This window comes from Mesorhizobium xinjiangense (assembly GCF_009749525.1).
Taxonomy (GTDB): domain Bacteria; phylum Pseudomonadota; class Alphaproteobacteria; order Rhizobiales; family Rhizobiaceae; genus Mangrovimarina; species Mangrovimarina xinjiangensis.
Window position 1 is genome coordinate 91,821 of the sequence record NZ_WOAC01000008.1, and the last position, 20,757, is coordinate 112,577.

The following is a 20,757-nucleotide window of genomic DNA, read 5'->3' on the forward strand; positions in this document are numbered from 1 at the left end:
TCATGCGGTCAAACGATGTCATCGGACGAGCGGATCAGTTCGCGCCGCATGGCGGGCAGGGCGCCCATCGTCTCGGCGAAGGCTTCGCCGATCTCGGCCTCGCCAAACGTGTCGGCGGCGCGCACGGCCGGCGAGAAATCGAGCCCGGTGAGGCGCTCCAGGTCGGCGACGCCGAGCTGATAGGTCTCGAAGCCCTGTCCGAATATCGCTTCCAGATCCGGTTCGCCGAACATGTCCCATTGCCACAGGACGAAGGCCTGGGCCTGCAGGGTGCGGCGGTCGCGGCGGGTGCGGCCGACCGATGCGATCACCTTCCAGAAGCCGAGTGGGATGCCGACCTCCTCGAGGCCGGAACGTTTCGAGCGCGGATCGGCGGAACCGAATACGGGCCCGGCGAAGACGGAGATCCTGGCGTCGCGTTCTTCCGTCTTGGTGAGCACGTGGTTTTCCAGGTCGAGCCATATCCTCTGGTTGAGATTTCTGTGCTGCGGCGCGGCGTTCGTATAGTGGAACGTGTCCGCTTCGGCCTGTGCGGCCTCTTCGCGCGTGCCCCAGACCGGATCGAGCCGGCGCACCAGATGGCCGCGGTCGAAATCGTTGTGGCGGTAAAGCGCGTTGTCGACCTGGGCGTCCTCGGGAATGCGCGGGTCGGTCTTCCAATGGTCGCGGCGGCGCGGATTGTGCCAGAGCTGCGTGCCGTCGATGTTGACGGCGGTGAAGAAGGCGAGGCGCCGGGCGGCGTTCATGGCGAGCGAGAAATGCGTGTATCTGAGCTCGGTGCCGCCGTCGGCCAGCCTGGCCGCCTGGCGCATCTGCAGCGGGTTGAGATGCGGCAGGGGCACATGGTTCGACACGCCTTCGCCGAGGAAGCCTGCGTCGTATCCGGCGCGGCCGGCCAGCGTCTCGGTGGTTTCGGTGTCGTCGGCAGGGACGGGGGGCACGTCGCTTGGTCGGGCCACCGGCACTGAATGGCGCGCGGCGATGTCGCGGATCGTGCGCGCATTGACGGCGTGGTTGCGGTCGCCCTGCAACCCGCCGAAATGCAGGCCGACGGCGTGGCCCGACGCGACGTCGATGACGGCCGAGCCGGAATTGCCGCCCAGCGTGGTGCAGTTGTGGGTGAAGGTCAGCGGTGTCGCCGCGGTATCCATGACCGAGCCGGGCGCGAAGCGCTTCTTGTCGTAGATGTCGTCGAAAATGCGCGACATGTCGCCGGCGTCGTTGCGTGGATCGCGGGCCGGATAGCCGATGACGCCGATATAGCCGGTTTGCGGCGGCCGCTCCGACAAGGGGATCGGCGTCAGGCCGAGAGCCGCCGCCTTGCGCGGGTCGAGACGCAGCAGCGCCATGTCGGCGCCGCCGGGCGCCTCGACATGGATGATCTCGCTGATCGCGGCGACGAGTTCGCGCGTGTTCTCATGTTCCTCGAAGAAATCGATGTCGGCCGCAACGCCGGGGCGGAAACGTGCGAAGTCGCTCGCCGGGTCGGCGAAAATGCGCGCCACATGGCGGTTGGTCACGACGACATCCTCGTCGAGAACCCAGCCCGTGCCGATCCAGTTGAACTGCGGATGGCCAGTCAGCTCGATGCGGCCGACATTGGCGATCGCGCCCCTGATTGCCGCCCGGTGCGGATCGATACGCCGGCGCCAGGTGGCAAGCTTCGGCTCCTCGTAATCGCCATTGCGCACGAGCAGCGAGGGATAGCCTTCGCGGAAGATGATCGCCTCGGCCAGATCGGGATGGAATATGTCGGCCCTGCCGGAGCGGATGCGCTCGACGGCTTCGTCGATCGGTTGTCCGCCGGCCGCGGCCGCTGTCATCGCATAGGGGCTTTCGGCCTGCGCATGCGCCGCAATTTCCAGGAGAAGTCCGCCCTGGCGGAGTTCCTCCAGGACTTCGAGGTCCTGGAGACGGGACTGCATGACGGTGTTCATTACACTCTCCATGCCACGGATGCCGATGTGCCCCTGTCGCGTCGATCCTACAGCAAATGGCGGCTGGCCATAAGTGATGAAGATTACACATGGAATGGCCGTCCGGAGCGCTGTGGACGGGCGAGCGAAAAATGTGGCGCCGGACGCGACAAAACGCTTGCGCAGACCCCGTCCATCGCTTATATGCGCCGCTGCCCAAAGTCGCACGTGCCTGTGGGTGTCCGCCGGACCTCTGTTATGGAGAGGCAACCGGCAAGGTACCTGGAACTAACCCCTCCAGTCGGTCTGACGGCCACCCGTCAAATCGAGGACATCTTGAAGCAACGACGGTGCGGGCCTTTCTGGTGTCTGCCGGTCGTCCAAAGACCGGGGTTACTGCAGAGGCACACCTTCATTGCCGACAGTGCGGAACGGGTCTCCCAATCCAAAGCTGAGGCAGACAAAGCGAGCTTACGCCGCAAGGCGTGCGCTCAACGTCGCGTGATGCGTATTCGATGGGGCCGGGTCTTCACCGGCTGGTTTCCGTTGAATGCGGTCGCGCCTTTGTCCACCGCGTCTTGTCCGGCCGCCGCCGGCAATGCGCCGCTTTCAGGAACGCGCTTCGACACGAGCGCGACAATGGAGAGAACCGATGGCCACGCAGCGCATCCTCGACTTCCTCGCCAACCGACGTCCCAACGGACCCTGCCTCGTCGTCGATCTCGACGTCGTGCGCGAAAACTACCAGGCCTTCGAAAAGGCGCTGCCCGATTCGCGCATCTTCTATGCGGTGAAGGCCAATCCGGCGCCCGAGATCCTTCGGCTCCTGGCCTCGCTCGGCTCGAGCTTCGACACGGCGTCGGTGGCCGAGATCGAAATGGCGCTCGATGCGGGTGCGACCGCCGAGCGCGTCTCCTTCGGCAACACGATCAAGAAGGAGCGCGACGTCGCCCGCGCCTACGACCTCGGCATCCGGCTGTTCGCCGTCGACTGCATCGAGGAAGTCGAAAAGATCGCCCGCGCCGCTCCCGGATCGCGTGTCTTCTGCCGCGTGCTGACCGATGGCGAGGGCGCGGAATGGCCGCTGTCGCGCAAGTTCGGCTGCGTGCCGGCGATGGCCGTCGATGTGCTGCGCCATGCTCAGGCGCTCGGCCTCGACGCCTATGGCGTGTCCTTCCATGTCGGCTCGCAACAGACCGACCTGTCGGCCTGGGACCGGGCGCTCGCCGATGCCTCGCGCGTCTTCGCCGCGCTGGCCGAGGAGGGCATCACTCTGCGCATGGTCAATATGGGCGGCGGCTTTCCAACCCGCTACTTGAGGGACGTGCCGGCCGCGCAGGCCTACGGCCAGGCGATCTTCTCGGCGCTCAGGGCGCATTTCGGCAACCGCATTCCCGAGACGATCGTCGAACCGGGCCGCGGCATGGTCGGCAATGCCGGCGTCATCAAGTCGGAAGTCGTGCTGATCTCGAAGAAGTCCGACAACGATAATGTGCGCTGGGTCTATCTCGACATCGGCAAGTTCGGCGGCCTGGCCGAAACGATGGACGAGGCGATCCGCTATCCGATCGTCACGCCGCATGACGGCGGGGCCACGGAGCCGTGCGTGCTGGCCGGGCCGACCTGCGATTCCGCTGACGTGCTGTACGAGAAGACGCCCTATCCGCTGCCCTTGTCGCTGACCATCGGCGACGAGGTGCTGATCGAGGGTACGGGCGCCTATACCACGACCTACGCCTCGGTCGCCTTCAACGGCTTCGAACCGCTGCGATCCTACGTGATCTGAGGCGGTCTCGCCTCGGATCGCGCCGCTGCGGACGTTTTGACGCGCGGGCGCACAGAAAGGCGGCCTGAAACCGGGCGCGGCAGTCCGCGCCCGGTGTCGGCTACAGCACCTGGCTGAGCGCCATGGCAACCGACATGTCGCCGTCGATCTTCATCTTGCCCTGCATGAAGGCGGCGGTCGGGTCGAGATCCCCGGACACCAGCGATTCGAAATCGTCCTGCGACATGGAGATGGTGCAGTCCGCCTCTCCATCGTTCGTGGAGACTGTGGCGCCGTCGACGAGGATGACGGCGTCACCCAGGACGAACTTCACCGATTTGTCGAAGCCGCTGTCGGCCACACGTTCGCCGATCTTGGCGGCGATTTCATCAACAGTCATGATTATCTCTCCTCGTGCGATTTCTGCATGGCCGATATGACCGGGGATTGCCCGCGGGCCATGCGTAGAGTGAAACTGGGCGCGCCGTTTCCGCTCCCGCAGGACGCGCATCGGCTGCATAGCAATTGATTGACGTTTACGTCAACGTTGTTCAATGAGCGGCCGGCATCGTGAACCGGCTTGAACCTGCGGCGATATTGTTATACTCAATAACAGTATTCTAGGGAGGAAGCCTGATGCCAATGGTGGATCTGTCCGGCGTGCGGCCCGTGCGGATGGGCGATCTCGACGTGGAGATCGTTTCCGGCCGGGACGGTTCGCTCTATCTGCGTCCGCGCGCCGGGCTCGGCCATTTTCCGCGCTCCATCACCGATTGCCTCAAGAATTGGGCCCGGACGGCTCCCGAGCGCGTGTTCCTTGCCGATCGTGGTCCAGACGGTGCCTGGCGGCAACTGACCTATGCAGACGCCTGGGTGAAGGCGCAGTCGCTCGGCCAGTATTTCCTGGAACTCGGACTTTCGGCGGAAAAGCCGGTCGTCATTCTGTCCGGCAACAGTATCGAACACGGTCTCGTCGCGCTCGGAGCGATGATGGCCGGCATTCCCTATGCGCCGGTCTCGCCGGCCTATTCTCTGGTGTCGAAGGACTATGCCAAGCTCCGGCATATCATCGAGTTGCTGACGCCGGGCCTCGTCTTCGCGGCCGATGGCGTGCCCTTCGCGCCGGCGATCGACAGCGTCGTCGGCGACGACGTCAGGGTGGTCGTGGCGCGCAACGCACCGGAGGGGCGCAGGACGGATCTCTTCGGCGAGGTCCTGGCGACCGCACCGGGACAGGCGCTCGACGACGCCGAGGCGGCGCTGACGCCCGATACGGTCGCCAAGTTCCTCTTCACCTCCGGCTCGACGGGCATGCCCAAGGCGGTCATCAACACGCAGCGCATGCTTTCGTGCAACCAGGCGATGATCGCCTCGGCGCTCGCCTTCCTGCGCGATGAGCCGCCGGTCATGGTCGACTGGCTGCCCTGGAACCACACCGCCGGGGGCAACCACAATTTCGGCATCGCGCTTTTCAATGGCGGCACGCTCTATATCGATGACGGCGCGCCCACGCCGGCCGGCATCGAAAAGACCGTGCGCAACCTGTCGGAGGTGGCGCCGACCCTCTATTTCAACGTGCCGAAGGGCTACGAGATGCTTACCGAGCATCTCAAGGCGAACGAGGCGCTGCGCGAACGCTTCTTCTCGAAGGTGCAGATCCTCCAATATGCCGGGGCGAGCCTGGCCGATCACGTCTGGGAGGCGCTGGAAAGCCTGGCCATCGCCAGTGTCGGCCGCAAGGTGATGATCATCACCGGCTACGGTTCGACGGAGACGGCGCCATTTGCCTCGACCACGACATGGCCGGTCAACCGGCCGGGCGAGGTCGGCCTGCCGGCGCCGGGCGTGGAGTTCAAGCTGGTGCCGAACGCCGACAAGCTGGAACTGAGGCTCAAGGGACCGTCGGTGACGCCGGGATACTGGCGCCAGGCCGACAAGACCGCCGAGGCCTTCGACGAGGAGGGCTTTTACTGCATCGGCGATGCGCTCAAATTCGTCGATCCCGAGGAGCCCTCGAAGGGCCTGTTGTTCGACGGCCGCGTATCGGAAGACTTCAAGCTGGCCACCGGTACCTGGGTCAATATGGCGGGCGTGCGCGTCGGCCTGATCGGCGCCTGCGCGCCCTATCTGCGCGACGCCGTGCTGACGGGGCTCGACCGCAATCACATCGGCGCGCTCATGTTCATCGACTACGACGCCGTGCGCCTGCTCTCGCCGGACCTCACCTCGGCCAGCGAAGCCGAGGTCGCCGACCATCCGGTGGTGCGCACACTGTTCCAGGAGCGTCTCGACGGGCTGGCCGCGCGCTCGACCGGCAGTTCCAACCTCGTCGCGCGCGCCATTATTCTGGACAGTCCGCCAGCCATCGACGCGCATGAAGTGACCGACAAGGGCTCGATCAACCAGCGCGCCGTCATGCGCGCTCGCGCGCCGTTGGTCGAAGATCTCTACAGGGATCCTCCGCCTTCCCATGTCCTCGTTGCCGCCAGAAAGGCCTGACATCATGACCATAGACGAACGCGGTCTGCGCTACACATTCGATGACGCCTGGCTGGTCGACGGCATGCGCACGCCGTTCGTCGATTATACCGGCGCGCTCGCCCAGGTTTCGCCGATCGACCTCGGCATCAAGGCGGCGCGCGCGGCCATCGATAAAGCCGGCGTCGATCCCGCCGATATCGGCACGACGATTGCCGGATCGATGGCCCAGGCCTCCTTCGACGCTTATATGACGCCGCGCCATATCGGCATCTATGCCGGCGTGCCGGTGGCCCGCCCGGCCCATCTCGTGCAGCGCATCTGCGGCACCGGCATCGAGGCCGTCCTGCAGGCGGCCGACATGGTCGAGCAGGAGCGGGTGGATCTCGCGCTGTGCGTCGGCACCGAATCGATGAGCCGCAATCCCGTCGCCGCCTACACCCATCGCAGCGGCTTCAGGATGGGCCAGGTCGAGTTCAAGGATTTCCTCTGGGAAGCGCTGCTCGACCCGGCGGTTTCCTGCACCATGGGCGACACGGCGGAAAACCTGGCCAGGGATTACGGCATCAGCCGCGAAGAGGTGGACCGCTATGCGGCGCGTTCCTTCAGCCGGGCGCTGGCCGCCCAGGAGAACGGCTTTCTGGGCGGCGAGATCGTGCCTGTTGTCAGCGAGGCCTTTGCGGTCGAGGGCTTCAACGATCGCGGCATCCGCCTGCCGCGCAAGGTCGAGGCGGTGGAGAAAGACAGCCATGTCCGGCCGTCGCCCTACGAGGTGCTGGCAAAGATCCGGCCGGCCTTCGGCGGCGTGCAGACGGGCGGCAATTCCTCCGCCGTGGTCGACGGCGCCGCCGCCTCGCTGGTCGCCTCCAAGGCCCGCGCCCATCGGCAAGGACGTGCGCCGCTCGCCCGCATCCTGGCCGGCGCGTCTGTCGGCGTGCCGCCGCATATCATGGGCATCGGCCCTGCACCGGCGATCCGCGCCGTGCTCGACGAGACCGGCCTGTCGCTCGACGACATCGACCGTATCGAGATCAACGAGGCGTTCGGGGCGCAGATCCTCGCCTGCATCCGCGAACTCGGGCTCGACGAGGACAAAATGAACGTCAATGGCGGCGCGATCGCCCTTGGCCATCCGCTTGGCGCGACCGGCGTGCGCATAACCACCACACTGGCGCGCGAGCTGCAGCGCGCCGGCCTGCGCTACGGCATCGCCTCGGCCTGCATCGGCGGCGGGCAGGGCATCGCCGTGCTTATCGAAAACCCGCAGGCAGCGTGAGGACGAACGAGATGCTGGTCAATCGCCGCGAAGTCGAGATCGAATGGGGAGATTGCGACGCCGCCGGCATCGTCTTCTACCCGCGCTACTTCGCCATATTCGACGCCTCGACCGCCTATCTGTTCGAAAAGGCGCTGGGGATGAAGAAGATCGCGTGGGCGAAGAAATACGGCATCGTCGGCATCCCGATGGTCGATACGGGCGCGAAGTTCATCGTGCCGTCGCGCTACGGTGACGTGATCGCCATCGAAAGCCGCGTCACCGGATTCGGCCGCTCGAGCTTTGATGTCGAGCACCGGGTTTTCAAGGATGATGCACTGGCTATCGAGGCCAGGGAGAAACGTGTCTGGGCCGAACCGCACCCCGACGAGCCGGGCCGCATTCGCGGCGCGGCGTTGCCGGTCGAGGTCGTCGAGGCGTTGAAAGGGCAATAATCTCGAGCCGTCCGCCTGCGGCTTCGATCAGTCCTCGTCGCTGTCGAGCAACCGGTCGAGAAGCGTAATGAGCCGGTCGCGCTCCTCGGCTCCGCCGAGACGGGCGATCAGCCGGTCCTCATGGCCTTGCCAGACGGCGCTCATCTTCTTGACGAAGCGCGCCCCTTCCGCGGTCAGATGCAGCGAATGCGAGCGGCGGTCGCCGTCGGCCTTGCGGCGCTCGGCCAGGCCGCGCTTCTCCAGCCCGTCCATCAGCGCGACGAAATTGGCGCGCTTGATGCCGAGCATGCCGGCGATCTCCGACTGCTTCAGCCCGGGTTGCGTGGCGATGATTGCCAGCACGGAAAACTCGGCCGGCCGCAGCTTGAGCTGCGAGAAGGATTCGATGAAATCCTGAAAGACCATGAGCTGCGCACGGCGCAACTTGTAGCCGATGATATCCCCGAGCGCCGGCACGCCGGCGTCCTTGGCGGCGCCTGTCTTGGGCCCCGTAATCGGCTTCGATTTTTCTCCGGCCTGCGTATTCATCTGACCTCAATCGCTGTTTCGGCTTGGGGAGATGCGGTTCCCATCCAGATCTGCCACCTTCCCGCGCCAATCAAGATAGAGGTGGTTTCTCGCATATCAAACCATTCCCTACTGAAACAATTCATAACGGGGGATATGGCGAGCGCAATGGGCAATGGAAAGCAAAGCCATCGCACCCCGGCGATTCGAAAGCTGCTCCCATGCCGCCACCTCCTGGCCGGATGCGACCTGTTGGAGTGGCATATCGCCCTCGCTTGTGCCGCTCGAGAATGTTATGTTACAAAACAATATGACGTTTGACAATCGCAGCGTATGGAGCTGCCGGGGAGTTGGTTCATGAGTTCGCTCGACACGGTTAGCGATGGCGGAAATCGGCAAGGGGAGGTGCTTAGCGTCCGCCTTGACGGCGCCGTAGCGGTACTGGCGTTCAACCGCCCCGACAAGCGCAACGCCGTCAACGAAGCGCTGCTCGGCGAGTTGCGAGCCTTCTTCGCCAATCCGCCGAAAGAGGCCCGCGTTGTCGTGCTCTACGGCGAAGGGGGACATTTTTCGGCCGGGCTCGATCTTTCCGAGCAGGTGGTGCGCGAGCCTTCGCAGGTGCTGTACCATTCGCGCGGCTGGCATCAGGTGATGGAGGCCATCCAGTTCGGCGGCCTGCCGGTCGTCTCGGTGCTCAACGGCGCGGTCATGGGCGGCGGGCTGGAAATCGCGGCGGCGACCCATGTGCGTGTCGCCGAACCGACGGCGCGCTTTCAGTTGCCGGAAGGCAAGCGCGGCATATTCGTCGGCGGCGGGGCGACCGTTCGCGTCGGCCGCATCATCGGCGCCGACCGGATGACGGAAATGATGCTGACGGGCCGCATCTACGACGCCGAGCAAGGTGCTGCGCTGGGGCTGGCGCATTATCTCGTCGAGGAGGGCAAAGGCCTCGATAAGGCGATGGAACTGGCGCGTGAAATCGCGACCAACGCGCCACTGGTCAACTATCTGGTCATTCAGGCGATTTCGCGCATCGACGACATGGCGCGTTCGGACGGCTTGTTCACCGAAAGCCTGAGCGCGGCATTGTCGCAGTCCGGCGGCGATGCGCAGGAGGGCCTCAAGGCGTTTCTGGAAAAGCGCAAGCCGCGTTTCGGCTAGCGCGCGTTCGCTTCAAACGGAAATGTTTGAAGCAAAGATATGCGCGCCAGATCAATATGTTGGAGCATGTGCCTTTCCGGTGGCGAGGTTCGCTCGATGTGCTTCGAACAACTCAGCCCTGCCGGCCGGCCCTGTCCCTGATCTCCTGCTTCGACAGATAGTCGATCTGCTCGACCAGGACCTGGTGGATGAGTTCGCCGCCGACCCGCTCATTGATGCTCGCGCGCACCCCTTCCCGGAATGCATCGAGATCGAGTGCGTCGTAGCGCGAGAAATCGATTTGCGGATTGGAATAGATGTAGCTGTAGACCTGGTCGACAAGGACGCTGTCGAGCGGCAGCTGCATCTTGCTCTTCAAGACGGGATCGGTGGCATAGACGAGCTTGGTCAGAAAGTAGCCCTGTACCTTGCCGTCGCGGATGACCGGCACCGACATGATGCCGGTGCGCATGAAATCCGAATGCGCGGCTTCTTCGCCCGCCGTGCCGTCCTGGCCGCTTCCCGTTGCCGAATAGGCAAAGTAGAGCGTGCCGAGCGCGGCAGCCAGGATCCACAGAGCTGCGGCGACGAAGCGGATCATGTCGAACCGGTCCGTCCGAACGAATCGCTCGAATAGGTGCCGTCGGCATCGGCCCGCGCGATTGCGTCGCGCAGCAGCGCGGCGACCTCGCCGACGGCACTGAGGTGAGCCTTGATCGCCGCTTCGTTGCTGGCCAGTTTGGCGCGCAGGCGCGTGATTTCCTCGCGGTGCTGCTCGATCTGTGCGGGCGAGCGCGCGTTTTTCAGCGCCTTGTTGAGCTCGTAGAGATGGCGGCTCTTGCGGGCGTTGGAGGCGCGGATGTCGAATTTGGCGTCGGTGCGGATCGAGGCCGTCTCGGTGTCGATGGTTTCCTCGATGCGCGCGATGATGGCGCCGAGCCCCGGTGTCGGCGCCTGTCTGGCGCCGGCAGGCGCCTCGGGGCCGAATTGAGGCTGCGGGTCGGCGGGAACGAGGTTGCGTTCATTCATGGTGTTTTTCCTTTTTGGCGCCTAGCCCTTATCGGGCCTTATCGGATGCCGTGGCTGCTCCGTCGGTCACGGCGCTGATGGCGCTTCGTTGCAATTCTTCGACAAGCGCGCTCGACAGCCGCGCCTGTTGGTCCGCTCTTTCCCGGGCTGCAGGATCTCCGTTGATCCCGGTGACCGGAATGCGCTGATCGCCGGCGACGTAATGGTCGGAAAGCACGCGATCGGCGATGCCGATGCCGCCGCGTTGCGCCATCGTGCCGGCAAGCTTCTCGGCCAGCAGCGATTTCCACATCTCGCCGGCCGTGCCCTGGCCGTAGACCTCTTGGGCCTCGGAGGGCAGCATGGATTGCACGAAGCTTTGCAGAACCATCGCTTCGAATTTGACGAAGCTTTCAGGTGTTGCGGCCGCGCTGCTGTTGCCGCCGCCGATGGTCGAGCGAAGATCGTCCAGATTGCTCAGGAATGCGCCTGGATCGCCCGCGGCGGCGCCAAGGGCGCTGAGGCGTGCCCGCGCGGTCTCGAGTGCCTGCGGTTCTGCGGCTCTGGCGACGTCGAGAACGATGTCACTGGGGGGAGATATCGCCACTGTTTCGCATCCTGCTTATGTCTCTGACACTCATTTGTCGCAGACCGAGCTTGCCGCAAGCTTGCCCGCAACCGCTTAGCTTACGTCGCGTCATGTGCCTCTCATCGCTGCTTATGGGAAGGAAGCGCGCGCTCGACCGTTTCACCGGTCTCGCGTTCGCCGGCCTGGCGGTCGGCATGGCGTCGGGCCGAGCGATAGGCCCGTTCGGCAATATCGGTGCGCGCATTTTCGGCCGCCAGACGGGCGGCCGCTTCGCGGGTCTCGGTCTCTGCCTGGTCGGCGCGGGCCAGCGCGCCGGCGATGCGCTTTTCGTAGATGTCGGGAAATATGTCGCGCAGCGATCCCGGCGCTTCCTTGCGTGCCATCGCGTCCTCGGCTTCGTGCCGGGCCGCCGCCGCCTTCTTCACCAGCTCCGCATGACGCATTTCGTGGAAGGCCTTGATCTTGTTTTGCACCGCGATCAGCCGGATGAGCCGCTTTTGCCGTTCGTCCATGCGTCAGCGTCCAATGGTGATCGGCACGAAGCCGTCGGCAAACAGGCGCAGCATTCCGCCGAGGCCGAAATAGACAAGGACCAGACCGCCGGCCAGCACGAAGGGCAGCGAGACGAAGTAGATCGGGATCTGCGGCGTCAGCTTGTTGAGGAAGCCGACGATGAGATTGACGATGATGCCGTAGGCGATGAACGGGCTGCCGAGCTGGATCATGACCAGGAAGGACTCCGACAAGGTGTCGGTCACGTCGGTCAGTGCCGAGCGGGGATTGAACAACAGGTTCGGCGGCGCGATGCGATAGGACGCCACGAGCGCCTTGATGATCTCGTGATGGAAATTGCCGATGAACAGCAGCAGCAAGGCGCCGAAGGTGATCAGATTGGTCAGCGGCGGCTGGGCGTCCGCCTCCTCGATCGACGGCGTGACGAGAGCACCATAGCCCATCATCATGGCCATGGCCGCGCCGACGAATTGCAGCGCAAGGATATAGATGCGCGCCATCAGGCCGATCAGGGCGCCGGTCGCAACCTCGGACAGGACAAGACCGGCCAGCACCGCCGGCTGACTGTCGGCGATCGGCAGCAGGCTGTCCCACAGATGCATCAGGAGGGCGAAGCTGGCGGCGACGGCGACGAACAGGCGGATCTGTACCGGCACGCGCACACTCGACAAGCCGGGCATGACCATGAAGCAGGAGCCGATGCGACAGAAGGCCAAAAAGGCCGCGACGACGAGCGCGTCGACGTCGAACGTCAAGAAAGCGCTCCCAGCACGCGGATCTCGACACCCTTGGCGATCTCGACATGGCTGAGCACCGGAAGGGTCGGGAAGAGCCGCTCGACGATCATACGCACATAGGGTCGCGCCTCGGGGGCGGTGACGAGCGCAAAGCGGTTGCCGGCGTCGAAATGCTCGCGGATGACCTTGGAAGCCTGCTGGCCGAATTCCTCGAGCAGGCGCGGATCGATGTCGAATTCGCGGACCTCGCCCTTCTGGTCGCGTTTCAGCGACTGGTGGAAGACGAGATCCCAGCGGTTGCCGAGGCGCAGCACCTGCAACACGCCGGATTCCGACAGATCGCCGCAGATCTGCTGAGCCATGCGGATGCGCACATGCTCGACGATCTGCTCCGTGCGCCGCACATGCGGCGCGATCTCGGCGATCGCCTCGATGATGATGTGGAGGTTGCGGATCGAGACGCGCTCGGCGAGCAGCAGCTTCAGCACCGCCTGCAGGCCCGGATAGGTGATGTGGGAGGTGCAGATCTCGTCCGTCAGCTTGCGATATTCGGGATCGAGCCTTTCGACCAGCGCCTTCATGTCCTTGTAGGAGAGGAGTTGCGGCAGGTTGTTGCGGACAACCTCGCTGAGATGGGTCAGCAGAACCGACATGTTGTCGGCAAAAGCATAATTGCTGCGCCTGAGATCCTCGATGAAGGTCTCCGGCACCGACACGGCCCGCATGCCGAAGGCCGGCTCGCGCACCTCCTCGCAGGGAAGGTCCGGCGCTTCCCTGTTGCCCAGCGGAACCAGAAGCTCGCCGACGCGCAGCTGGTGCTCGGCCACCGTCGTGCCGTGGACCTTGATCTGGTAGCTTTTGGAAGGCGTCGAAAAGTCGTCGGTCAGGCGCACTTCCGGCACGACGAAGCCGTATTCGAGCGCGAACTTCTTGCGCATCTTGCCCATGCGATAGGCGAGTTCCTGGTGCGAGGCGAGGAGCTTCGTCGAAAGCTGCTTGCCGATCAGCAGTTCGATCTCGGGCGTCTTGAGCGTTGCCTTGATCGAATTCTTGTCCTCCTCGACCTTGGCATTTTCCTCGCGCTTGACGGCTTCGGCCGCCTCGGCCTCGCGCTTTCTGCGCCGCAGCGGGATCACATAGGCGACGGCGGACATTGCAAGGGCCAGGACCAGGAAGGGCAATATCGGCAGGCCGGGCATGAGCGCCAGGACGAGAAGGAGAAGCGCGGCGACATAGAGCGCGCGCGGATAGGCCGAAAGCTGTCCGAGCACGGCCTCGTCGGCCGAGCCGCGCGTGCCGCCTTTCGACACCAGGAGACCGGCTGCCAGCGAGATGATGAGGGCCGGGATCTGGGAGACCAGCCCGTCGCCGACCGACAGCTTGACGAACACGTCGGCGGCCGTGCCGATATCCATGCCGTGGCGGCCGTAGCCGATCGCGATGCCGCCGACGATGTTGACGGCCGTGATGATGAGACCGGCAATGGCATCGCCGCGAACGAACTTCGAGGCACCGTCCATCGAACCGAAAAAGGAGCTCTCCTCCTCCAGTTCGCGGCGCCGGTGCTGCGCTTCCTTGTCGTCGATCATTCCGGCCGACAGATCGGCGTCGATCGACATCTGCTTTCCCGGAATGGCGTCGAGCGTGAAGCGTGCGCCTACTTCGGCAATGCGCGTCGAGCCCTTGGTGATGACGATGAAATTGACGATGATCAGGATCAGGAAGACGATCAGCCCGATGACGAAATCGCCGCTCATGACCAGGTTCGAAAAGCCGCCGATGACATAGCCGGCGGCATTGGTCCCCTCGTTGCCATGCGCGAGGATCACGCGCGTCGTGGCGATGTTGAGCGCCAGGCGCAGCATGGTGGCGATCAGGAGGATTGTGGGAAAGGACGTGAAATCGAGCGGCCGCTGGATCCACAACGCCACCATCAGGATGAGGACCGACATGGCGATCGAAACCGCCAGGCCCATGTCGATCATGAAGGACGGGATCGGCAGGAAGAGCACGGACAGGATGGCCACCACGCCGACCGCGAAAAGCACGTCGCGGCCGTGCCGGGGGCCCGATACCGCGGATACGGAGGCTGCCGTTCCTGTCACTGCCATCGTCTGCTGCTGCCCTTCATCGAATCCAGGCCGGCAGCCTATGACCTCAAGCTTGCGCGAGGGTGAGACGGTGGCTCAGAACCCGGTTTCGATGCGTTCGAAAACGACGCTCGACAGCAACGATATCTGTGCGCCGACGAACGGGCCGGAGAGCGCGACCGCCAGGAGGATGGCGATGATCTTCGGCACGAAGGTCAGGGTGATTTCCTGCACCTGGGTCAGGGCCTGGACCAGCGCGATGGAGACGCCGACGAGCATGGCGGTCACGACAGCCGGACCGGAAGCCATCAGCACGGTCCAGATGGCGAACTGCATCAGTTCGAGCGCGTCGGCCTCGTTCATCGCGTGGTCGTCTAGCTGATCGTGACGCCGGCGCCGACGACAAGCTCGGTGCCGTCTTGCAGGACCGCCATGACGCCGTCGGAATAGATCTGGACTTTGGCGATTTCGCCCGACACCTCGCCGTCGGCACTGGTGATGGTCCGGCCGATCAGCGCGCCGGCCTGATCGAGAAACGAGGTCGTCAGAAGTTCGTCCAGCTTGGTGTTGGTCTGGATCGTCTGCTCGACCTGGGAGAAGGTGGCGAGTTGGGCGATGTAGTCCTTGGAATCCATCGGCGCGGTCGGATCCTGGTTCTCCATCTGGGTGACGAGAAGCTTCAGGAAGGTCTCGTAATCGACGGCGTTGGCCGCCGAGGAACCCGACTGGGCGGACGCCGTCGTGGCCGAGGAAACGGGCGGAATGCTCATGATGCTGTTGCCTCCAATGCCTGGTGGGTGGAACCGCCGGCCGCGCGGCCGCGCTTGCCGAGGATCTCGTCCTCAATGGCGAACAGGCCGCGGATCATCTTGAGCGCTTCATAGACTTGGTCTTCCGCCACCAGGCGGTCGACCTGCTTCAGCGTGCCGAGGATCTGCTCGTTGCTGAAATTGGCCAACAGCAGCGAGAGCGATTTGCGGAACATGTCGCGCGCCTGCGATGCATCGCCCGGGCTCATCAGGATGACCTGGACGATGAAGTAGAGCTGGCGCAGCGGCGTCGTGGCCTGCTCGGCCTGCAGAACGTGGTTTTCGAGCAGGAACTGGACGTCGTTCAGGAACTCGATCGACGTCTTGCGGTCGACGCGCACCACGGCGCCGTTGATGTATATCTTCTCGTTGGCCTTCAACGAAATCTTGAGCGAGCTCTTCGGACTTTTCATTGAATGCCGTCCCGGATGATCTGCGAGATCTCGATCAGACCGTCGAAGTTCTCCGACGTGCCCTGCCGCACCGCTTCGGCCTCGCGCAAGAGCCACAGCCCGATCGAAATGAGGTTGGCCCGCAATTCGTTGGGCAGTTCGTTCTCGGCGCTGCCCAGGTCGTCGAGGAATGTCGTCCATACGCGATTGAGGAAATGGACGGCTTCCACCGCCTGCATGGAGCCGGTGCCGGCCTGGCGTGCGGCAACCAGGAGATCGATCGAGCGCGTCAGAAGCTGGCGTTCGCGGTCCCTGGCGTCGGCGACCGAATCGGTCTGGATGTCTGCATAGGAAAACTGGTACATGCGGCTTTCGCTTCTGCTAGAGGTAACGCAGCAGGCTCAACTGATTGAGGCGCGCAGTCAGGGTGTAGGCGGTTTCGATCTGCGCCCGCAGCTCCTCGACCCGTGTCGCGGCCTCGTATGGATCGACCCCTTCCATCTCCAGCAATGTTTCGGAGAACAGATCGACCTGCATGGTCAGCCGTTCGCTGGCCTGGGTGACGCGCTGTTCGACGAAGCCGACGCGCCCTTGCGTGGTTGCGATATCGCCCAGCGCCTCACCGACCAGCGAGGTGGCGAATTCGGCAATCTGGCGCAACGCATCCTCGCTGAGTTCCGAATTGAAGAGGTCGGCAACGACCGTCGCTGCCATGGCGATTTTCTGGATGCCTTCCTCATTGGCGCTGACCGACGTTTCGGTGGTCTCGCCGAGCGTGATGCGGCTGGTGATGCCCTGATCGGTGGCGTTCGACCAGTTGTCCTGCCACTGCGTGCCGGTGAATTCCGCCGCCGCCGGACCTTCAAGGAAGGCCTGGATCTCGGCGGCGGTCAGGTTTCCGGCGGCGGCATCGGTCTGGGCGAAGCCGAACTCGGCCTGGAAAGCGGCGTCGAAATCGGCCTTGCTGTCCGAACCGGCGGAATAGTCGTTGAGCGGTTTGATGTCGGTGTTGACGCCGGCGAAGATATACTCGCCGTTGAAGCTGGTGTTGATGATGCCGGTCAGCGTGTCCAGCATCAACTGCCCGGCCTGCTGTGCCGTTTCCTTTTCCGCGCCGCCCGATGCCGCAACCGCCACGGCGGAAAGAAATGATTCGCCGGCCGCCCTGATGTCGGACAACGCTTCCTGGCTTGCCGAAAGCCTGGACGAAACCAGTGCGTTGGTGTCGATGATGCCCTTGAGGCGATCGACGTCGCGGTGCAGCGAGATCGAGTTGCCGGTGCGTGCGCCGAGCGCCAGGCCGGTGTCGGCGACCTTTCCGGTCGTCGCCTCGGTCTGGCCTTTGACCAGCTGCGACTGCATGCGCATGAGCGAATAGCGCAGCGCCTGATTGATCGCGTTGGATGAAACGTAAGAGACCTTCATCTGCCTAGCCCGCCATTTCGAGAAGAATCGCCATCATCTCGTCGATGGTGCTGATGAGACGCGCCGATGCCTCGTAGGAATGCTCGAGTTCGAGCATCAGCGCCATCTGATCGTCGACATTGACCCCGGTCGAGTTCGACAGCGTTTCGCTCACTCGCGACAGGAGAGCGCCCGACGTCAGCCCCGAGTTCGAGGTCGTCTGACGGAGCGCCTCGACCCAGCTGATCGTGTTGGTGGCGAATTCGCCGAGGTTCGAATTGGTGTTGACGCCCGTCGAGGGGTCGAAATTCATGCTGGCGTCGAGATTGTCGCCGTAGGCAACGAGCAGGCCGGTGAAGGCGGCATGATTGTCCGGATTTGCGTCGTACGAATTGCCGTCGCGCAGCTTGACGGGATCGCCGCCGGCATCGGGATCAAAGTCTGCGTTGATTTCGATCTTGCCGGCCAGGCCCGGAGTGAGCGATCCCACGGTGGCTGGCGGGGGAGTCCAGGTGAAAAGGCCAGGCGTCCCCGCCTCATCAAAGGCAGTGATGAGGCCGCGTGCGATCTCGTCGAGCTGCGTCTGCATGGTGACGGCGACGTTGTCGCGCAGTTCGACCATGGCCGCCAGCTTGCCGGTGCCGGTGGTGACCGGCACACCGTCGATGTAGACGGCATTGCCTTCGACACCGGCGGAGTAGAAGGCGGTCGGCTCGAAGGCGATGTTGCGCGGCGATGTCTCGTAGAGCGTGACGCCGTCGCCGGTCGTAACGACCATGTCGTTGTTGGCCCGGGTCTGAGTGGAGACCGGGATGTATTGCGAGATTTCCTTCAAGATGGCGTCGCGCTTGTCGAGCGCGTCGGTGGCGTCCTCGCCGATCGCAGTCGCCTTGACCACCGCCGTGTTGGCCGCGTCGAATTCGGCCAGGAGCGAATTGAGATCATCGACCGACCGCGAGATTTCGAGATCGAGTTCGGCCCGGTAGGACTGGATCTGGCTGGTGCCGCCGTTCAGCGTCTGGACGAGCTGGCGTGCCGAGTTCACCACGCCGTCAGCCAGGCTGGCGGAGGAGGGCGAGGCGGCATAGAGCTGCAGCGATTCCTGCAGGGCACCGAGGCCGGTCGCCGGAGAGGTGCCGTTCGCCTCGCCATTGACGGCCAGCGCCAAAGTGTCGAGGCCGGCAAACATGGTTTGCTGGCCTTCCCAGTCGGAATTGGCGTTGAGATACTGCCGCAGCAGGGAATCGTTGGCGGCGCGCCGGATGTCGGCGACCCGTATTCCCGACTGATCGCTGATCAGCACGGCCGAGCGCCGCGTATAGTCGGCGTTGTCGGCATTGGTGACGTTCTGCGTGACGACGCTGGTGCGACGAGACGTTGCCAGCAACGCCGACTGTGCAATGCTGAGTGCTGAGCTTAGCGACATTCCAGAATTCCCCGCCCCAACGACATGTCAGTTACCTCTTCAAGTTGACCAGCACGTCCAACAGCTCCGAGCCGGTCTGGAACACCTTCGAGTTGGCGGTGTAGTTGCGCTGCGATTCGATCATGGCCGTCAGCTCTTCGCCGATATCGACATTGGAGGCTTCGAGCGCGCCGGACGTGACCTTGCCGAAGTCGCCTTCCTCGGGGAAGCCGAGATTGATTTCGCCCGACAGGGCGCTCTGCGAAAAGACGTTTCCGGAGAGAACGTTGAGCTGATCGGGACTGGTCACGTTGGCGAGCGGGATGCGGTAGAGTGCTGCCAGCGTGCCGTTGTCGTACTGGGCGTAAAGCGTTCCGTCGGCGGCGATCTCGTAGCCCGACACCGCGCTCGCCGCATTGCCGTTGACATCGGCCGTGCCAGGCGTGAATTCGGTCGCGAGCTGGGTCATCTCCGACATGTCCAGCTCGAGCGCGGCGCCGCCGGGAACGTTGAGATTGATCGTGCCGCCACCCGACAACTGACCGTTGGTCGGATCGAAGGTCAATATGTCCGTGGCAAGGGCTGCGGAACTATAGGGGAATCCGGTGCCGGCGGTGCCGTCGGCCTGATTGTAGACCGCCACTTCCCAGGTGTTGTCGGCCGTCTTGGTGAAATAGATATCCATCAGCACCTCGCCGCCGAGATTGTCGTAGGCGACCATCGACGTCTTGTTGGTGTAGGTGGAACCCGCCACGTTGTCTGATGGCAGAGAACCTGCGGCAACGATGTCGGCATCGGCCGGCAGGTTGGCCGAATAGACCCCTTCGGTGCTCGGCGTGGCGGTCATCGCAAGATCGGCGATCCTGACCGCCTCGAGGCCGGCAAAGCTGTTGGCGGCCGTGCTCGGCGTGCCGTTGGCGTAGCTGTAGCCCTGGAGGTAGAAGCCGGCCGCATTGACCAGCCGGCCCTCGTCGTCGAGCACGAAGGAGCCGGCGCGCGTCAGGAAGGTCTGGCCGGATGCGTCCTGGACGGTGAAGAACCCTTCGCCGCTGATCGCCAGGTCGGTTGCCGACGTGGTGTACTGGATGTTGCCCTGCTGGGAGATCGAGGTGCGGACCGTGGTCGCGACCCCGCCCGAGGAATAGCTGCCGGAACCGGCCTGCGGCACGACGAGGGTCGAGAATTCGACCGAGGATCGCTTGTACCCGGTGGTGCCCGAATTGGCGATGTTGTCGGCCACGGTGCCCAGCCGGTTCGACTGGCCCTGCATGCCCGACACGCCGGTGCGCATCATTCCATATAGGCTCACTGCAACCTCTCCTCGAATTTAGTGCGGCTGCGCCGGACCGGTGCATCGCTTCATGGAAACGATGCGCCGATCGAACGCGTTGTTTTTCGCAATTCCGGACGGAGAACCGGTGTCTCTCCTGGAGTTACTCTCTTGAGTCTAACGGGACTGACTTGCGCGAAACTGGCTACTGAGACTGTTGGCGTGCTTGTCGGCGCATCGGCGCGCCGGAATGGTGGGCGGCGGCGCGCGGCGCCGTCATCAGATGCTCAGCCGGTAGCCGAGGAAGCGCTTGGAATCGATCGGGTCGACACCGAGTTTCTGACGCAGCTTCTTGCGCAGCTTGCTGACGTGGCTCTCGATGACGTTCTCTTCCACCTCTTCGTCGAAAATGCCGTAAATGGCGTTGAAGAGCTGGGATTTGGTGACCCGGCGTCCGCTGTTGCTGGCCAGATATTCGAGGATCCGGCGCTCGCGGCGCGGCAGGGGGAAGGGCGTGTCGTCGATCTCGGGGTCGCGGCCGTTCATGAAGACGCGCAGCCGGCCGATCTCGGTGGCGCCGGACTGGTCCTGGGCCGCCCGGCGCCTGATGGCCGCGATGCGGGCGAGAATCTCGCGGATGTGTACCGGCTTGCGAATGACGTCGTCGACACCCGATTCAAACAGTTTCAACGTGTGCTCGAGCGAATGCTGTTCGCTGAGCGCAATGACCGGGGCTGCCGTGCGTTCGCGGATCATGCGGGCGGAGACGGAGTGGCTTTCGCACTCGCCGATGAGAAAGGCGCCGACCGACTGCAGGTCCTCATCGGCTGCGCTGGAGACCCACTCGCCAAATTCGATCGAGGCGAAACCGGCGCTCGGGACTCCTTCGCGTCCGAAAAGGGATGAATAGCCATCCTTCACGCGCTCGCGCTCGTCAACAATTACGATCATTGGTTGCCCCCGAATCAGTTCTGTTGTCCGCCGGGTACAGGCCTACCCGTTGCCGGGAATCGCCGGCAACTGT

At 64.0% G+C, this 20,757-nt stretch carries 22 protein-coding genes; 5 read left to right on the plus strand and 17 right to left on the minus strand.

Going from position 1 to position 20,757, the window contains the following annotated elements:
- Positions 1–8: 8 nt before the first annotated feature.
- Positions 9–1,937 carry a DNA/RNA non-specific endonuclease gene (locus GM909_RS10620; protein ID WP_198174206.1) on the minus strand — a complete coding sequence of 643 codons (1,929 nt, stop codon included), beginning with the start codon at positions 1,935–1,937 and terminating at the stop codon, positions 9–11.
- Positions 1,938–2,568: 631 nt separating this feature from the next.
- Between GM909_RS10620 and odc2 the strand changes: the two genes are divergently transcribed.
- On the plus strand, positions 2,569–3,702 hold the full coding sequence (gene odc2 / locus GM909_RS10625) for an ornithine/lysine decarboxylase (RefSeq protein ID WP_157016366.1): 1,134 nt from the start codon (positions 2,569–2,571) through the stop codon (positions 3,700–3,702).
- Between the two features lie 100 nt (positions 3,703–3,802).
- On the opposite strand, the gene GM909_RS10630 is transcribed toward odc2, so the two are convergent.
- On the minus strand, positions 3,803–4,081 hold the full coding sequence (locus GM909_RS10630) for an SCP2 sterol-binding domain-containing protein (protein WP_157016367.1): 279 nt from the start codon (positions 4,079–4,081) through the stop codon (positions 3,803–3,805).
- Positions 4,082–4,317: 236 nt separating this feature from the next.
- On the opposite strand from GM909_RS10630, the gene GM909_RS10635 reads away from it, so the two are divergent.
- Genes GM909_RS10635 through GM909_RS10645 form a run of 3 tightly spaced genes read left to right on the plus strand, consistent with a single transcriptional unit; the run spans position 4,318 to position 7,869 of the window.
- Positions 4,318–6,180: a feruloyl-CoA synthase gene (locus tag GM909_RS10635; RefSeq protein WP_235911819.1), complete on the plus strand. Its 1,863-nt coding sequence runs from the start codon at positions 4,318–4,320 to the stop codon at positions 6,178–6,180.
- 4 nt (positions 6,181–6,184) lie between these two features.
- On the plus strand, positions 6,185–7,435 hold the full coding sequence (locus GM909_RS10640) for a thiolase family protein (RefSeq protein WP_157016368.1): 1,251 nt from the start codon (positions 6,185–6,187) through the stop codon (positions 7,433–7,435).
- Positions 7,436–7,446: 11 nt separating this feature from the next.
- Complete coding sequence (locus GM909_RS10645; RefSeq protein WP_157016369.1) at positions 7,447–7,869, plus strand: acyl-CoA thioesterase; 423 nt, start codon at positions 7,447–7,449, stop codon at positions 7,867–7,869.
- A gap of 27 nt (positions 7,870–7,896) precedes the next feature.
- On the opposite strand, the gene GM909_RS10650 is transcribed toward GM909_RS10645, so the two are convergent.
- The gene (locus tag GM909_RS10650) at positions 7,897–8,397 is read right to left on the minus strand and encodes a MarR family winged helix-turn-helix transcriptional regulator (RefSeq protein ID WP_157016370.1); all 501 of its coding nucleotides are present in this window, start codon (positions 8,395–8,397) and stop codon (positions 7,897–7,899) included.
- Positions 8,398–8,733: 336 nt separating this feature from the next.
- Between GM909_RS10650 and GM909_RS10655 the strand changes: the two genes are divergently transcribed.
- Positions 8,734–9,537: a crotonase/enoyl-CoA hydratase family protein gene (locus GM909_RS10655; RefSeq protein ID WP_157016371.1), complete on the plus strand. Its 804-nt coding sequence runs from the start codon at positions 8,734–8,736 to the stop codon at positions 9,535–9,537.
- A gap of 112 nt (positions 9,538–9,649) precedes the next feature.
- Here the strand turns inward: GM909_RS10655 and GM909_RS10660 are convergent, their stop codons facing one another.
- From GM909_RS10660 to GM909_RS10725, 14 genes are all read right to left on the minus strand, one after another.
- Complete coding sequence (locus GM909_RS10660; RefSeq protein ID WP_157016372.1) at positions 9,650–10,117, minus strand: hypothetical protein; 468 nt, start codon at positions 10,115–10,117, stop codon at positions 9,650–9,652.
- Positions 10,114–10,545: a hypothetical protein gene (locus GM909_RS10665; RefSeq protein ID WP_235911821.1), complete on the minus strand. Its 432-nt coding sequence runs from the start codon at positions 10,543–10,545 to the stop codon at positions 10,114–10,116. Before GM909_RS10665 ends, GM909_RS10660 begins: the two co-directional genes overlap by 4 nt.
- Before the next feature lie 28 nt (positions 10,546–10,573).
- Complete coding sequence (locus GM909_RS10670; protein ID WP_157016373.1) at positions 10,574–11,131, minus strand: rod-binding protein; 558 nt, start codon at positions 11,129–11,131, stop codon at positions 10,574–10,576.
- Positions 11,132–11,232: 101 nt separating this feature from the next.
- A complete protein-coding gene (locus GM909_RS10675; protein WP_157016374.1) occupies positions 11,233–11,625 on the minus strand; it encodes a hypothetical protein in 393 nt (130 codons plus the stop codon).
- A gap of 3 nt (positions 11,626–11,628) precedes the next feature.
- Entirely contained in the window at positions 11,629–12,381 is a 753-nt protein-coding gene (fliR, locus tag GM909_RS10680; protein WP_157016375.1) for a flagellar biosynthetic protein FliR, read from the minus strand.
- Positions 12,378–14,474: a flagellar biosynthesis protein FlhA gene (flhA, locus tag GM909_RS10685; RefSeq protein WP_157016376.1), complete on the minus strand. Its 2,097-nt coding sequence runs from the start codon at positions 14,472–14,474 to the stop codon at positions 12,378–12,380. Before flhA ends, fliR begins: the two co-directional genes overlap by 4 nt.
- Positions 14,475–14,549: 75 nt before the next feature.
- Positions 14,550–14,816, minus strand: coding sequence for a flagellar biosynthesis protein FliQ (gene fliQ / locus GM909_RS10690; protein WP_157016377.1), 267 nt, complete (start codon positions 14,814–14,816; stop codon positions 14,550–14,552).
- Positions 14,817–14,827: 11 nt separating this feature from the next.
- Positions 14,828–15,223 carry a flagellar hook assembly protein FlgD gene (gene flgD / locus GM909_RS10695; RefSeq protein WP_157016378.1) on the minus strand — a complete coding sequence of 132 codons (396 nt, stop codon included), beginning with the start codon at positions 15,221–15,223 and terminating at the stop codon, positions 14,828–14,830.
- Positions 15,220–15,675 (minus strand): flagellar biosynthesis repressor FlbT, encoded by a 456-nt coding sequence (flbT, locus tag GM909_RS10700; protein WP_157016379.1) that lies wholly within the window; start codon positions 15,673–15,675, stop codon positions 15,220–15,222. Before flbT ends, flgD begins: the two co-directional genes overlap by 4 nt.
- The gene (gene flaF, locus GM909_RS10705) at positions 15,672–16,019 is read right to left on the minus strand and encodes a flagellar biosynthesis regulator FlaF (protein WP_157016380.1); all 348 of its coding nucleotides are present in this window, start codon (positions 16,017–16,019) and stop codon (positions 15,672–15,674) included. The genes flbT and flaF overlap by 4 nt, the downstream gene beginning before the upstream one ends.
- A 16-nt stretch (positions 16,020–16,035) precedes the next feature.
- Positions 16,036–17,079 (minus strand): flagellar hook-associated family protein, encoded by a 1,044-nt coding sequence (locus GM909_RS10710; RefSeq protein WP_157016381.1) that lies wholly within the window; start codon positions 17,077–17,079, stop codon positions 16,036–16,038.
- A 4-nt stretch (positions 17,080–17,083) separates the two neighbouring features.
- The gene (gene flgK / locus GM909_RS10715; RefSeq protein ID WP_157016382.1) at positions 17,084–18,484 is read right to left on the minus strand and encodes a flagellar hook-associated protein FlgK; all 1,401 of its coding nucleotides are present in this window, start codon (positions 18,482–18,484) and stop codon (positions 17,084–17,086) included.
- 31 nt (positions 18,485–18,515) lie between these two features.
- Entirely contained in the window at positions 18,516–19,772 is a 1,257-nt protein-coding gene (locus GM909_RS10720) for a flagellar hook protein FlgE (RefSeq protein WP_157016383.1), read from the minus strand.
- A 240-nt stretch (positions 19,773–20,012) separates the two neighbouring features.
- Positions 20,013–20,684: a response regulator transcription factor gene (locus GM909_RS10725; protein WP_157016384.1), complete on the minus strand. Its 672-nt coding sequence runs from the start codon at positions 20,682–20,684 to the stop codon at positions 20,013–20,015.
- Positions 20,685–20,757 lie beyond the last annotated feature (73 nt).